The organism is Aestuariispira ectoiniformans, from assembly GCF_025136295.1.
Taxonomy (GTDB): domain Bacteria; phylum Pseudomonadota; class Alphaproteobacteria; order UBA8366; family Aestuariispiraceae; genus Aestuariispira_A; species Aestuariispira_A ectoiniformans.
Genome location: NZ_CP062788.1, coordinates 37463 through 52370, shown reverse-complemented (window position 1 = coordinate 52370; position 14908 = coordinate 37463). Strand labels below are relative to the sequence as shown.

The 14908-nt window shown below is 49.7% G+C and carries 10 protein-coding genes; 8 read left to right on the top strand and 2 right to left on the bottom strand.

Features of this window, described 5'->3' with window-relative positions; all coding sequences use genetic code 11:
* Positions 1 to 6: 6 nt before the first annotated feature.
* On the bottom strand, positions 7 to 1038 hold the full coding sequence (gene pseB / locus IF205_RS00230) for a UDP-N-acetylglucosamine 4,6-dehydratase (inverting) (RefSeq protein ID WP_259781276.1): 1032 nt from the start codon (positions 1036 to 1038) through the stop codon (positions 7 to 9).
* An 18-nt stretch (positions 1039 to 1056) separates the two neighbouring features.
* Positions 1057 to 2892 carry an ABC transporter ATP-binding protein gene (locus tag IF205_RS00225; protein ID WP_259781275.1) on the bottom strand — a complete coding sequence of 612 codons (1836 nt, stop codon included), beginning with the start codon at positions 2890 to 2892 and terminating at the stop codon, positions 1057 to 1059.
* Between the two features lie 889 nt (positions 2893 to 3781).
* On the opposite strand from IF205_RS00225, the gene IF205_RS00220 reads away from it, so the two are divergent.
* The 8 genes from IF205_RS00220 (at position 3782) to IF205_RS00185 (ending at position 14888) form a co-directional block, all read left to right on the top strand.
* The gene (locus IF205_RS00220; RefSeq protein ID WP_259781274.1) at positions 3782 to 4567 is read left to right on the top strand and encodes an ABC transporter permease; all 786 of its coding nucleotides are present in this window, start codon (positions 3782 to 3784) and stop codon (positions 4565 to 4567) included.
* On the top strand, positions 4554 to 6041 hold the full coding sequence (locus IF205_RS00215) for an ABC transporter ATP-binding protein (RefSeq protein WP_259781273.1): 1488 nt from the start codon (positions 4554 to 4556) through the stop codon (positions 6039 to 6041). The genes IF205_RS00220 and IF205_RS00215 overlap by 14 nt, the downstream gene beginning before the upstream one ends.
* Positions 6042 to 6205: 164 nt before the next feature.
* Complete coding sequence (locus IF205_RS00210) at positions 6206 to 7171, top strand: sulfotransferase (RefSeq protein WP_259781272.1); 966 nt, start codon at positions 6206 to 6208, stop codon at positions 7169 to 7171.
* Positions 7084 to 7881: a class I SAM-dependent methyltransferase gene (locus tag IF205_RS00205; protein WP_259781271.1), complete on the top strand. Its 798-nt coding sequence runs from the start codon at positions 7084 to 7086 to the stop codon at positions 7879 to 7881. The genes IF205_RS00210 and IF205_RS00205 overlap by 88 nt, the downstream gene beginning before the upstream one ends.
* A complete protein-coding gene (locus IF205_RS00200; protein ID WP_259781270.1) occupies positions 7878 to 8525 on the top strand; it encodes an SGNH/GDSL hydrolase family protein in 648 nt (215 codons plus the stop codon). Before IF205_RS00205 ends, IF205_RS00200 begins: the two co-directional genes overlap by 4 nt.
* Complete coding sequence (locus IF205_RS00195; RefSeq protein ID WP_259781269.1) at positions 8516 to 11956, top strand: glycosyltransferase; 3441 nt, start codon at positions 8516 to 8518, stop codon at positions 11954 to 11956. The genes IF205_RS00200 and IF205_RS00195 overlap by 10 nt, the downstream gene beginning before the upstream one ends.
* 53 nt (positions 11957 to 12009) lie before the next feature.
* Positions 12010 to 13743 (top strand): hypothetical protein, encoded by a 1734-nt coding sequence (locus IF205_RS00190; protein ID WP_259781268.1) that lies wholly within the window; start codon positions 12010 to 12012, stop codon positions 13741 to 13743.
* Positions 13744 to 13910: 167 nt separating this feature from the next.
* Complete coding sequence (locus tag IF205_RS00185; protein ID WP_259781267.1) at positions 13911 to 14888, top strand: lysylphosphatidylglycerol synthase transmembrane domain-containing protein; 978 nt, start codon at positions 13911 to 13913, stop codon at positions 14886 to 14888.
* The last annotated feature ends 20 nt before the right edge of the window (positions 14889 to 14908 follow it).

Below are 14908 nucleotides of genomic sequence, written 5' to 3'. Positions count from 1 at the left end.
GTTGCGTTAGTAATTTTCCAAAAGATGCTTGATAGCCGCGGTGTCTAGCCATTCAGGATTGCTGTCGCTGGTATATTGGAAAGAGGAAGCCACCCGCCGTGTACTGTTCCAGTACTCTGTGACAATATCGAGCCTTATCTCCGGGAGGATAACATATCGATCATCCAACTCAGCGGTCTGTCGAGCGTCATCAACAGTGATCATGGCTTCGTGAAGCTTTTCTCCAGGACGGATACCGATGGTCCTGTGTTCCAGATCCGGTGCCATGCTTTTGGCCAGATCAACCACACGCATCGATGGAATCTTTGGTACGAAAATTTCACCGGCCTGCATGAGTTCAAGACAGGAGAGGACAAAATCCACCCCCTGTTCCAGAGTAATCCAAAAACGGGTCATGTCCGGATGCGTTATCGGCAGGTGGTCCGTACCCCGTTCAAGTAATTTTTTGAAGAAGGGGACGACGCTGCCGTTGGAGCCGACAACATTACCGTAGCGTACAACGGAAAACCGCGGCCCGTTTGAACCGGCAAGGTGATTGCCGGCAACGAAGATCTTGTCGGATGCCAGCTTGCTCGTTCCGTAGAGGTTGATCGGGCTGCATGCTTTATCCGTCGAAAGTGCGATGACACGTTTGACACCCTGGCGTATTGCCGCGCGGACAATGTTTTCCGCACCGTGGACGTTGGTGTTGATGCATTCGAACGGGTTATATTCGGCAATGGAGACATGCTTCATCGCCGCGGCATGGATGACATAGTCAATGCCTGACATTGCCAACTCCAGACGCGCTGCGTCCCGCACGTCGCCGATAAAGTAGCGCAGCTCCGGATACTCGGTCACCGGCAACTCATGCGCCATGTCGAACTGCTTTTGCTCATCGCGGGAGAAAACCACCAAGCGGTTGACCTTGTATCGTTCAAGTACCGTCTTGACGAAGCGGCGGCCAAAACTACCGGTGCCGCCGGTTACCAGAATGGATTTGCCATTAAGATCCACGGGCAGATCGGAGAAATCACGGATGTAGTTCGGTTTTGTCATACTAAAAAAACACTTCTTTTATTGTTTTCGACCGCCTGGGCCCGTCGGATGCATTAGGTTTTTATACCACATGGAAGTCTTGATGAGTTCATCATGAGGTCCACTAGCTTCAATTTTCCCGCTCTTCAAGACGACAATCATATCTGCATCCTTAATTGTGGTGAGCCGATGCGCAACTACAATAATAGTCGTTTCGCACTCCCGGTTAATTCTCTCCAGCGCGTTGACAAACTCACTTTCCGACTTTGCGTCCAAGTTGCTTGTGGGTTCATCGAGGAGCAATATGGGGGCGTTTCTGATGATTGCCCGAGCGAGATCAAGTCGCTGCTTCTGTCCACCCGACAGGCGGCTTCCACCTTCACCGACACGTGTATCATATCCGTCAGGCAGGCCTTCAATGAAATCCGCCGCGCCAGCCAATCTCGCTGCAGCCTTCACGTCCTCCAAGGAGGCGTGATCCTTGCCGAGGCGAATATGGTCGGCGATCGAAGCATCAAAAATTTGCGGAGTTTGCGGTACATAGGCTATCCCGCGTCGTAAAGATGTCAGGGTGAACTGGTCGATAGGCGTCCCGTCAAAGCAAATCCGTCCTTTGGAAACGGACCGCAGGCGGGGGAGCATGTCAACAAGAGTGGATTTCCCTGACCCGGATGGGCCAATAATTGCCAGAATTTTTTTTGCGGGGATCGTCAAATTCAGATTGCGCAAAGCCGTTGAGTCGTCGGCCTCATATTGGAAGCTCACATCTTCCAAAGTTATGCTGTTGTCGAGATGTGTAAACTCGATTGTTCCACTATCTACCTCGCGATCTGCTTTGAGGACTGCGATGCGCCCTTTAATGGCCGCAGCGCTGCCAGAGCAAGAGGCTACAAGTTGGCGGGCTTTCATGAAGTCTTTTGCGACAGGCATGAGGCGCAGAACAATGACCAGAAACAGACCTAAAGTCTCTATTTCCAAGTGAAGGATGTTGATCGAAAAAATCAACAAGCCAAGAGCAAGCGTCAAGATAACGGGTTCAACCGAGATCGCGATGCCTGCCATTAACCGGTCAACCTGTACTGTTGTTTCTTGCTGTTTGGACGCAAAGTGTCTCATGTTTTCCCATTCCGCGGCCTCGATCCCTGCGAGCCTGATGAGCCGGGCAGCCTGCAGCCGTTCCATGAGAAAACGTCCAGTCTGATTGTTTGCGGCGGTCGATTCATGCCCAGCTTTGCCCATTTTCGTGTAAAGGAAGCGGACGGGAAAAAGGCCGAGAACGATCATCGCTATAGAGGCTAAGGTCAATTCCCAGGAGATATTGAAGACGAGAATGGCGTATACCGTCGCTAATGCGGCGATGCCGGCGATGTTTACTGCGCCCATCAAGCCGGTTCCGTAGCGCTGCAGTTCCAACGTGAGGTCGTTGATAATGTCGCCTTTTGCAAGCTTTTCCTGTGAGGAAAGTGTCGCGGCGAGGTAGTGCCGGAAAACTGTTTCCCGGACTTTCCTGTTCATCGTTTCACGTGCCTTGGCGAGAACAAGCAGGCGCGAGAATGTGGCCACCTGCCGAAAAGCAACCATCACTATTGCGAAAAGAACCAATCCTTCAATAGATGGCTGCAATCCGAAATAACGAAAGGCGCTGTCGATCCATTGCCACTGTTCGTGTTGTTCAATCAGAAGGCTGATGTTTCCAGTTGCATCCAGATATTGATAAACGGGAACAAGCATCACCAGTCCGGCACCTTCGAATAAGGTGGACAATGCAGTGAAGGCAACAGTGATAGCGATCAAAGCCTTGGGAAGGCCTAATGCGTGACTGACAGACAGGAATTCTCTGATTGATATGGGGCGGCGGGCATCGGTTTGTTTCATGGGGGCCTGTGTATCTCCAAGTCTACGCGCTTGATAGTTCTGGACGTGGTTAGCGAGAGCAGAGGGCTTCCGAAGCGTTTGTGGTTTGTTGTATAATAGAAATTATCATCGGGAGAGCTGGTTTTGTGATCTAGGTGATACGGGTAAATGATTAATACATTTTTCGTACAATAGAGGAAATGAAGTCCGGGAAAGTCCAGTTGTAGCGACGGTTAACGGGTTTTAGGCTGCAACTTTCGAACGGCCCCACACTCTCTTTCCATGATGTACCAGATTGACTGTCTCTCCACGAGTACGGACTTCACATTGTCTGAATGCTCGATCGTGGTTCAAGTCCTGTGAAAAATACTTATACTTCAGAGTACCTTTTCCAATATAGCATTTGATCGGGTGAACGGTGCGCTCAATGCACCCGAAAAAACGGACATCCTACCGCTCCACAGCTGATATTATGAAGAGAGCCACAAAAAAATCTGCCACTCAGATAGCCCGCCTCATGCCAAAATTAAAGCAAATTCGAATACGCCCTGAGCGTTGGGGCGAGGGTTTGCATGCAGGTTTGATTTCGCATTTGAAGGGCTTCCCAGGCCACGGCGAACCTATTTTCTGGTCCTGGCATTATCGGGAGTAGTTCTCTCAAGTTGTTGGCTGCTTTGTTTGTTTTGCACCCACGTTTGGGATGTAGGAAGCCCCCGAACATGGCTTTCCCAGTTGCATCGCCTGAATAAATGGCCCTTCGGCGTTGACCGGATGATCGTTGGATTTGGCTTCTAATTCTGTTGATCGTCGAGGGGGAAAGCTATAGCCAGAATAGAACAATCAATAGGCTGACTTTTTTCAATTTCCTGTGCTAAACAGTGGGCGTTGATTACTGAGGATATAGAGCTCTATGGAAGCACTGCTCTCGATTTATCGGAACCGTCAATTACTTTGGCGTTCGACGGTTTTGGAACTAAAAAAACAATATGCGGGGTCGGTTCTTGGCGTTCTCTGGGCTGTTTTGGGACCTGCGCTGCTTATCGGTCTTTATGCTGCTATTTATGTTGTGGTTTTCCAGGTTCGCCCGGTCGCTTTGACAACGGGACAATATGTGCTGCATGTGATGTCCGGCCTATTACCGTTCATGGCATTTGCAGGTGCCTTGTCCTCCGGTTCCCAGAGCATTCGGACGAGCAAAGAGGTTCTTGTCAGCACAAGCTATCCACCGGAACTGTTACCCGTTCGCGCTGTTCTCGTAGCCAGCGGACCGCTTCTATTTGGAGTGCCAATCATTGCTATTGCTGCTGCGGTGATCGTTGGTCCGTCCTGGACAATGCTGTTATTGCCGGTTGTGATGCTCTTCCAGATTCTATTCTCCTGTGGCATAGCGTGGATGCTCTCGTTGCTCACTCTTGCGGTAAAGGACATTCAGCACATTCTTCAATATATCATTATATCGCTGCTGGTTGTGACCCCGATTGCATATACCCAGGATATGGTTCCTTCCCGTATTGAACCGGTGCTGTTGATAAACCCGCTCTACTATTTCGTTCGCATGTATCAACATGCCCTGGTTTATCAAACTATGCCGGGAGTTGGGGTCGGCGTTGGGTTCTTGCTACTTGGGTGGCTGGTTTCTTTGATAGGCTTTAAGGTCTTTTCTCGAGTGAAGCAGGTTTTTTATGACTACGCATAACACAGCCAAGGTTCTTGGCCGCTCCAAAGCCCCAGTTTCGGAGAAAGTCGGCGCGGAGGATCCCTCGGTTGCAATCCATTGCGAGCAAGTGACGAAAACCTACCGGCTGTATGGCAGCCCGCGAGAAATGATGGCGGAGCTCCTCAACCTGAACAAACTCGCCTTCTGGCGGAAAAATGAGCCCAAGAAACGTAAAGAACATGTAGCGCTTAACGGCGTTGATCTCACGATTCATCACGGGGAACGGGTGGGTATTGTCGGCCGTAATGGTGCGGGCAAGACGACCTTGCTGAAGTTGCTGACGGGCAACTTCGCCCCTACGAGCGGCTACGTGAAAGTTGACGGATCTGTCCAGGCATTGATGTCGACGGGGCTTGGCTTCCATGCAGAGTTGAGCGGCATCGAGAATATTCGTTCAGCCCTCCTTTATACCGGGTTGAACGAAAAGCAGATGGAAAATGCCATCAGCGAAATAATCGATTTCGTGGAACTTGGCGATTTCCTATATCAACCATTAAAGACTTACTCAAAAGGCATGCGTGCGCGTCTGCAGTTTGCAACAGCGACGTCTATTCGCCCGGATGTTTTGATCGTGGACGAAGTTCTTGGGGCTGGTGATGCGTATTTTTCCGGAAAATCGGCGTACCGTATGCAAAAGTTGGCGGCATCGGGATGCACATTGTTATTGGTGTCCCACTCGACCGCGCAAATTCTTCAATTCTGTGACAGAGCCGTTTGGATTGAGGGGGGGCGCGTTGTCGAGGAAGGTGAAGCGCTGCATGTTGTAAAGTCATACGAGCAGTTCATTGCCAAAATGCGCCAACAACATTCCTGGGGGCAGGCGCAGCAGAGAAATGCCGTAGGCAAGGCTTCGGATTTTGAGACACCGGATTGGCAAAAAGACCGCATGATGAACCTGCTTGCGGCGGATGGACCCGCCGATGAAGCCAACTCTGAAAATGTGCAAAAGAAATGGTCGCGTTGGTTATCCGAACGTGGTCTGAAGATCAGTCACGTTTCAGTATTGAATAGCAAAGGTTTGTCGACTGATACCATTGATAGCGGCGAACCGATCGAAATCGAAATTTGTTTCAAAGCAGAATTCAAAGGGGAATTCTCAGCGCGTTTCACCATACTTCTCATGACGCTCCAGGGGGCTCCATTCGTACGTCACCTGAGTGATGAAATGACGTTTGATTTAGAGGAAGGCGAAGAAGGCGTTGTGAAGCTGAAATATGACCAAACCCTTCTTGCTTCGGGGGATTTCGTCTTTTCTGTGGGTATTTTCAAACACTATGATCCGATGAATTCGACGACTGCAGTACGCTATGACTTGGTCTCCAGAAGTTTTAAGTTCAAAGTCAGGCCGCGGTTCCCTTCCGAGCCGGCGCGATTCCACCATCCTGCAAAATGGGTTCTTCAAGATGGTGAAGAAGTTCAGAATGTGCCGAGTATTTGCTTGGGGGGTGAGTGAGGTACGGAGCGAGACGGGTGATACTCTGACGTTTCCCCGATACCCATAATCAGTGACCTGCAAAATACGTGTGTTTCCTGACTGAATATGCTTGGGGTTTATGCCTTTGAATTGGGTGTTTGAGGGGGGCTTGAAACGATGACAGGAAGGATGTGCCACAGCTGATGACTGCAAAATGTGACAGCAAGAAACTACCCAAGATGGAGAAACTGCTTTTTGAAACTTTTTTGCCGTCAAGCTGCGGCGATACAAGTACCGCGCCTGTGGTCTTTATTCTGGCATCCCCGCGCACGGGAAGCACGTTCTTGTACCAAAGTTTGGTGGCGGCACTCGGATTACCCTATTTTGATAACAATACAAACGAGCATTTTGCTGAGACGCCAATGATTGGGCTCACCATAAGGGCGGCCATTGGCGATGTTCCGATCAGCTTCGAGAGTTCCTTTGGGAAAACCGGAGGAGCATGGCAGCCTTCCGAAGCATCTGCCATCATGACGAACTGGTTTGGCGGCGGGCATCCCTCGGAGACAGTAAGCGCACGCATACAAGAAGGGAAACTCAGCCACATTGTTAAGACATTCCAATCGGCATATGCGTTGTTCTCCAAACCCTTTTTGATTAAAAACGCTTGGAATTGCTTTCGGGTGCAGCAAATTCGCGAGATATTCCCCAATGCCGCATTTATTTGGCTGAAGCGGGATATCGCCGACGCCGCAAGCTCGGACCTTGCTGCACGTTATGTAACCAAAGGCGATCCTTTGGCCTGGAATTCTGCAACTCCTCGTAATTATGATGACTTGCTTAAAAGGCCTTACTACGAACAGGTGGTGGAAAATCAGTACGAATTCGGACGGGCTTTGTCAGAATCTTTGAATGATTTACCAAGCCAGAGGTTCGTCGAGGTGTGGTACGAGGACCTGAAGCAGGATTTTGAGGGGGAAATACGCCGGATAGCCTCTTCCATTGACTGTCTAACGGGGGTATCTGTCACCCCGCCGTCGGGAAGGGGTGTTTTGAATTCTGGCGCTTCCGGCAGAAAAACGTGGGCAATGCCGACATCGGACGTAGATCTGATCAAGCGGTATGTGGAAACCAATGGCGACCGGTTGGCATCGCTGCGGTTCTTATAGAGGGAAAAGGGATGTTTCTGTTAAGTGGCGAAGGCCTGACGAAATATAGTGAAGATGATCGGTTGGGGCGGTTTCTATCGGATAGCGCCCTCGAGCATGAAAAATCGCTGACTTGTCAGCAGTGGCTTATGGACAGTGCCGCAAAACGTTATGCGACTTCTTCCGTCTATAGTGACCTTTTGGAAACGTCCGGTTGTCGTATCCTGGATGTTGGCGGGGGCCTGACGACAATCCAGCGGGTTCTTTCCGAAAAGCATGATTGCACACTGGTTGACGTTTTGGCGCATGATACCGAAGAAAGTGTCCAGACGTTCTTCGACGCGGCACCAAATCTTGCGGTTCGGAAACAGGACTGGCTCGATGTGCCCTCCACCGGGACTTTTGATGTGGTGATCGCCAACGACCTTTTCCCCAATGTTGATCAGCGTGTTGAGGCATTCATCGAACACTTTCTGCCAATTTGCGGGGAAATCCGTCTTACGCTGACAGTTTATAACAATTTCCGCTATTACCAGACACGCCGCGTGAATGGTGACGAAATTCTTTACTTGTTGGCTTGGAATGGGGCGATGCTTCGGCCGGTGATTGAGCGGTATGCAGGCCGGATCGAAGGTTTTTCAGCGGATATTTTTGAAACGAAATCCGACAGTATATTTCCTAACGGACGGCATGTAATAGTCACGACAATCAAAGGGGACCAGTCAAGATGAAGGTCGTTTTCTTCGGTGATTCGATTTGCTTTGGGCAGGGGGTATCCATCCACAAGGGCTGGGTTCCACGTGTTGCTGCGCGGGTTGACGAACTTGCCGCTGAGCTTGGCCGCGAAATGGTCATTGTAAACGCATCCAAGAACGGTCGTACAACTCGTGATGCTCTTGAGAATATGCCATATGAAGTTCAGTCTCAGGGTGTTGATCTTCTTCTGGTGCAGTTCGGTATGAATGACTGCAACTTCTGGCAGACGGACCGCGGACTTCCGCGTGTCAGTCCAGACGCATTTGCCGCCAATCTTCATGAGATTATTGAGCGTGGCCGTAAGTTTGGTGCTCGTGAAATTATTCTCAATACAAACCACCCGACCACGTTAACAGATAAGATTTTGGCAGGTGGAGAAGCATACGAATCCGGCAATAAACGCTACAATGAAATCATTCGGGAGGTCGCCCGGAAAGAAGGGGCGGATGTATGGCTCAACGATATGGAAAGCCATTTTCGTTCCCATATTGCAGAGACGGATGATGGTGTTGCTGGTCATGTTCTGGATGACGGGTTGCATCTGAGCATCAAGGGGCATGATCTTTATTACAATTGTGTCGCGCCGTTGCTGGAAAAGGTTATTCGGAAATGTATCTAAATAGTCGGGCCAAGTTGAACGGGGAATCCGGACATGCCAGGCCGCGACTGAAGCCTGAAAAAGAACTGTCGATCTGTCCGGGGATGACTGACACTCCCGTTTTTTTGGCTGATGTGCCTGAAACGGATGAGTTCGTTAGTCGTTCCCTGGACTTCCTTTTTATTTGTGACAACTCGCATCCGGCTGCTGCAGTCCGCGACCATATCAATTCGTTTGTCAGTTATTCAAAACACAACTTTCATCAATTAAATCCAATACTTAATACTTCTCCCATGGGGTTGGAGGATCAGGATTTTGATGCAATCCTGATTCACTACTCCATTTATACTCTCGGCAAGTTCTTTCTGCCGCCGGAAATTGAAGAATTTATCGCCAACTTCCAAGGTCCCAAATTCCAGTTCATTCAGGATGAATATCGAAACATCGCTGATATGAACGCAAAGATGAAAAGGTTGGGCACTCATGTCCTGTTTTCATCTTTGGAGCCTGCAAATATTGAAAGGGTTTATTCGGGGCAGCAGGACCTGATAGCCTACGCCAGCCTCCCGGGGGTGGTGACGCGCGACCTGGTGGACATGAACGTGCCGAAAATTGCAGACCGCAAATTGGATTCTGTATACCGGACCCATGATCTGCCCTATTGGCTGGGTCGGCAGGCGCGTTTGAAAAGTGTCCTTGTTGAGGAATTCGGTCCAATTGCAAAAAATGCTGGTTTGCGTGTTGACCTTAGCAACAGAAATGAGGACCGAATATACGGCGAAGACTGGACCCGCTTCATTTGCTCGGCCCGCTCCACTTTAGGGAGCGAAGGAGGGGCTAGTATATTCGATTTTGACGGCGTCGCAGACAGAGCTCGCGTCTTTCTGGATGACTACCCGGATGCAGATTTCGATACTGTCTTCGAAAAGGTGTTGTCTGTTTATGAAGGAAACATTGTACACACCACAATCACTCCCCGCATCTTCGAAGCGATTGCACTGCGTACGCCACTTGTACTTTTGGAGGGGCGTTACAGGGACGCAATTGTTCCGGGGCAGCACTATATCTCCCTGAAGCATGATATGTCGAATGCCGACGATGTCTGCCAGATGCTCCAGGATGTCGATTTCCTTCAGACTATGGCAAACAGGGCCTTCGAAGACGTGGCTCTATCCGATCAGTATTCCTGGCCGCATTTTGCCAGACAGTTTGATCGTGCGGTTGACCGTTCGCTTCATCGCCTGAAAGAAAAATCCGCTGCGACGCCATTATTGGTTTTGCCTGAGAAGAACAGCCGATCACGCGGCGCGTCGCAGATTGTTGATATCTGCCGCTTCCTGAACGATGAGCGTTATCGCGAAACTCAGGTAACAAGCCGTCCCAGGCCCCAGGAAAGTGGTTATCTTCAGGAGTTATACAGTTCCGAACGCAGCCGAGACGAGTTCGCGGCGCGTATGAACGTAAAAGAGGTTAGGCGCCCATTACGTATTGCACTGTTGTGTAATATTCAATTCAAGCGCGGAGCATCCGGGAATCTGTCGATCGATACGTTGGAGAAGCTGTCGCGGAACAACGTAGAATGTATTAACTTTTTGACGAAGATTCCCGCGCATGTCGACTTGAATTCCTATGACGTCATCGTCATTCACTGGACTGTAATTCTCGGTCGCAACAATTATATTGAACCGGCCCTGCGTGCCCGTATCGCCCGTTCAAATGCTGTTAAAGCCGTGTTCATTCAGGATGAATACCGCTTTGTCGACCGAACGAAAGCTGCGCTTCTCTCGATCAACGCGGATGTGCTCTTCACATGTGTACCCCAGTCAGAGTGGGAGAAGGTTTATAGCTCAGAAGACTTGCCCGGGTTGACGAGAGTTCAATTGTTGACAGGGTATGTACCGCCGGGTTTGCCAACGCGTCATACGCCCGATGTCGATGACCGGCCGATCGATGTCGGCTATCGCGGTCGTGATCTCCCTGCATGGTTGGGTGAGCTGGCTCAGGAGAAGATGCATATCGGTCGCCGCTTTGAAGAGGAAGCCCCGACATATGGCTTGAATACCGATATCCGTTGGACGGAGGGGGATCGTCTATATGGCGAGGATTGGCTCGCGTTCCTATGCAGATGCAAGGCGATGTTGGGCGTTGAAAGTGGCGCAAGTGTCTTCGATTTTACCGGTCAAATTCAAAAACGTGTTGACGACCATGTGAAAGAAAACCCGGACGCAACATTTGAGGAACTGAAAGAGCTTTATTTCGCAGAAGAGGAAGGCAAGATTCGCCTGAATCAGGTGTCGCCGCGCATATTTGAATGCGTTGCGGTCCACACTCTTCTGATCTTGTATGAAGGTGAATACAGCGGCATCCTGGAGCCTTGGGTCCATTATGTGCCTTTGAAAAAAGACCATTCCAATATGGATGAAGTCGTGGCCGTCCTTCGCGACTCTCAAAAAATCAAAGAGATTACGGACCGTGCTTATTGGGAAATCGGCCAGAACCCGGCTTACCAGTATGATGTTTTGGCCCAAACTTTTGACGACGTTATCGAGGCGACAGCAAAGCAAAAGCAAGAAAAGAAACCGTTTGAAGCACATCTATTACCTTGGAAGCCGTCCCTTGCTACACGTTTTGCCCGCAGGTCTTTTAGTGCGTTTGCTGCCGCCATTAGCGGTGCAAAAGGGATAATAGTCCCAGAATTCAAGAGATATGGAAGGGTAACCCGAACGTGGACCTTAACTTTGTCTCGCTTGTTCTCCCTTCCTCAACGATGTGTAAATTTTGCAGCAAGAAAAAGACTGGCACTTGTATGCTGGGTTGGTGAGGTCCTCCTTCCAAGGCTGCCGACACTCATTGCCAGCATAATCAAACCGATCCTGAAGTCCGTTGATGCTGTTTGCATCCTGTCTCTCATTAAGTTGCGATCGTTTGTGCATCGTGTGCATGCCAAAAGTGTGTGGCTGAGATGGCATTTGATAACGAAAGCGTCTTACCTGCTGGAGAACTTCATCAACGGGCTGAAATTCTGGTTCAGGAATGATAGCAAGAACTCTTCGGCGCGACAGAACACAAGATCGCTGGTGGAAATTCTGAGAATTGTGAATGCAAGCCTGCGAGATGAAGCCTATCCATTCGCCATCGTCTTTGACATGGCATCGGGTACAATTACCGTCAAGGTGCATGTGGGTAACGTGAATGGTCGGCAACACGCGGGCGTAAAACCAGAAGAATTCTGGCAACTGGTTGGCGCGCGAGACAAGATCAAGGTCACTTTCGACTATCGCGACGACTTTGAGCTCATGCCGTCTATCGTCACCAGCGTGATACAGGATGGGGGGCGTTTTGTCATTGAGACGGATGCGGAAGTCGATGGAAAGTATGTACTACGTTTCCTGTCTCGTCTTCATCAGTATCGGAAGGGATATCTCGTCTATTATATAGAAAATGCAAGGTAGGATTCCTGTGGTCAGCGGTGCGATTGAGTTTATGCAATGAAAAGAGACAAACCGTGAAGCGGCTTAACGTACTGCTTTTGGCTGACCATAATAATCCCACGCATGCTGGTACGATCCTAGAGCACATAGGCGCGATAGAAAAATATTCACAGCATAACGTAACGTTAAGGAACCCGCGTCGTGAAGGCGCTCCCGGGAAAAACGCCCTCGACGTCTTCGATGTTATCCTTATTCACTATTCGATATGGGTCCTGTGGGATGCTTACCTCCCTAAAGCGTGGCGGCAAGCCATCAGCCAGGCACGTTGTTTGAAGGCACAGTTCATACAGGACGAATACCGTTACGTGGACTTGACCGTTTCACACATGGAAGAGCTTGGAATTCGACTACTCTTTTCTTGTGTGCCGTCAGAAAACATAAATGCTGTGTACCGGCAGCCTTACGCAAAAAGTATGACGATCGTTCCTGTTTTAACGGGATATGTTCATCCGGATTTTGCTGCCAACCTTCCCACAGTTTCGTTGGCTCAGCGCAAAATTGACGTCGGGTATCGGTCCCGTGAAAATGCACCCTGGCTGGGCAATCTGGCGCGGGAAAAAGTCCTTATAGCAGAAGGTGTCCAGCGAATAGCGTCAGCATATGGGCTTAGTACAGATGTGTCCGTCCGCGAAGTTGATAGAATTTATGGGTCAAACTGGGAACGCTTTCTGTCGAATTGCCGTGTAGTTCTGGGGACGCCCAGCGGTGCAAGCATTGTTGACTTCGACGGCCAGGTTGAGACCCGCGTCCATAACTATTTGCGACATATACCCGCCGCGGGGTACGAGGAAATCGCGCGAGGAGTCCTTGCACCCTTTGAGGGGAACGAGGTCATCGACACGATTTCGCCCAGAGTATTCGAAGCGGCAATAACACGTACTGCAATGGTAATGTTTCCAGGTCATTACGGGAATGTCATTCAGCCATGGCAACACTATATCCCCTTGGAACGGGATTTCTCCAATTTTCCAGAGGTCGCGGAACTGATTCATGATGACGATTTTCTGGAAAGTATTACTGATCGTGCATATGATGATTTAATCGCTTCCGGGCGCTATTCTTATCAATCCTTTGCGAATTTGGTTGATACTGCTCTTGAGGCAGAGCACGGGCGTTTGTTGGAGCAGGGATTGATTAAGGCTCGTTCCACAGAAAATCATCGGCTGGCGGCCACAATATCCAAGCCGTTTTGGCAATTGCGGGCCCAGTGGAGCCTGCTTAGTCAGATCGGTCATATTCTGTTTCTCTGTGCAAGCAGTTGGAGAGCTTCACTACTGGTCATCAAGGTCATGATTGCCGAACATGGTAATGTTCAGAAATTGAGGAAGCTCCTGCCTGAACTGGCGCGCCTGGTCGTCTTGCAAAAATCGAAGCTTCGAGGCAAGCATAGTGGAAAGTCATTGTATGTGCAGACGGTGATGGTCGAGGACACGGTAGTTATTGAGGGAAGCCTCGCTGGGGCGCCTGACTATCGTTCACCTGTTGACATAAAGCGATTATTTCAATCGCTGGAAGCAGGACAAGTAACTGCTATCCGATGGATGGCGGACCTTGCATATGATGATCGCCCAAAAATGCTGGAAGGCATCAGCCCTGTCTATGGAATTTACCCCTTTGAGGCTGTTCGCGAAGTCGGGCGGAAATTCCCATACGACGTGGCCAGGATACTTTCGTCCATTGGTGCCAAGGGCATGCCGGCACAATGCGGTGGGGAAAAAGAAGAATACGCCGTTCCTCCCAAAAACTGAGCAAACGGGACTTGGGGCTTGCCGATTTTTTTTACAGCGCTATTGCCAGTAGCCGGTAATTGCTGACATCTTTCATCACCCTGAAACCTGTTTTCACCGAAGAACAGGGAAAGACGCGGCCAGTTTGAAGTGACCTTTTTAACCCTATCTGTGTAGAGTCTTCCAGTATGCAAAACTCGAATTTTAAAAGCAGGGCAGGTTGGTTGCTCAAATTGGGAATACTTTCCGCCTGCATTGTCTATTTTGCTTATTTTGTGTCTTTTGAGCAGGTATTTGCCCTGATCAGAGTGGAATTGTTCCTTGCTGTAGCAGCGGTGCAATCGCTTTTTTTTGCTGCTACCTGCGCTGTGGCTCTTCGTCATTCCGTTCTGCTTGGTAGAGACCGCGTCACCTTTGGAGTTTGTCTCAAGGCTTTGCTGTTATCCGCTGGGATTAACCTTATTACATTTGGTCGTATTTCCGAATTGGTGAAACTCACCTACTTGCGTAAAAACGCAGGTATATCCTTTCCCACCAGTGGCGCAGCGCTACTTGTTGAGCGTCTTTTCGATCTACTGGCGGTTTCCATTATCGGATTGATCGGGTTCACAGGTATCTATCTGGAAAGTTCCTATGTTCCAACTTTGATGGCGGTAGTTGGAGGCGCGGGGCTTCTGCTGGCCAAGCCAGCCGCTGTTTATGGCCGTCATTTAATTGGGGACAGGCAGGGTAGGTTTGCAGGTTTTATACGCGAAACATGTATTCATATTCAGACTACGCTCAGTCGGCGTAACATCATGTCTGTGAGTAGTCTAACTTTTCTTTCTTGGGGGGTTCATTTTGTCGGAATATGGCTGTTCTTCTTTTTGTTGCCTGACGTTTCCTTAAGCTGGGAGCAGGCATCCCTGGTCTTCGGGGCGATTATTTTTGCTGCGGCCATGCCGGGGCTGCCGGCGGGGATTGGTGTTGTCCAAGCTGCAGTAACCCTTACTTTGACGTCAATGGGGATTGATGTCGATACTGCATTTACTTTGTCGGTGGCGCTCCACATCGCCGAAATTCTCATTTCTGCTTTGACTGCACCAGTGTTGTTGCTTACCACATCTACTGGGGTTGGAGATTTATTGTCTACAGTTACAAAAAGTAGGAAGCAGACCGTAACCTAGAAGATGTGGTCAATTACCTT

Coding starts and splice junctions, on each gene's coding strand:
- pseB (WP_259781276.1), bottom strand. CDS start 1,038: ATGACAAAACCGAACTACATCCGTGATTTCTCCGATCTGCCCGTGGAT.
- IF205_RS00225 (WP_259781275.1), bottom strand. CDS start 2,892: ATGAAACAAACCGATGCCCGCCGCCCCATATCAATCAGAGAATTCCTG.
- IF205_RS00220 (WP_259781274.1), top strand. CDS start 3,782: ATGGAAGCACTGCTCTCGATTTATCGGAACCGTCAATTACTTTGGCGT.
- IF205_RS00215 (WP_259781273.1), top strand. CDS start 4,554: ATGACTACGCATAACACAGCCAAGGTTCTTGGCCGCTCCAAAGCCCCA.
- IF205_RS00210 (WP_259781272.1), top strand. CDS start 6,206: ATGACTGCAAAATGTGACAGCAAGAAACTACCCAAGATGGAGAAACTG.
- IF205_RS00200 (WP_259781270.1), top strand. CDS start 7,878: ATGAAGGTCGTTTTCTTCGGTGATTCGATTTGCTTTGGGCAGGGGGTA.
- IF205_RS00195 (WP_259781269.1), top strand. CDS start 8,516: ATGTATCTAAATAGTCGGGCCAAGTTGAACGGGGAATCCGGACATGCC.
- IF205_RS00185 (WP_259781267.1), top strand. CDS start 13,911: ATGCAAAACTCGAATTTTAAAAGCAGGGCAGGTTGGTTGCTCAAATTG.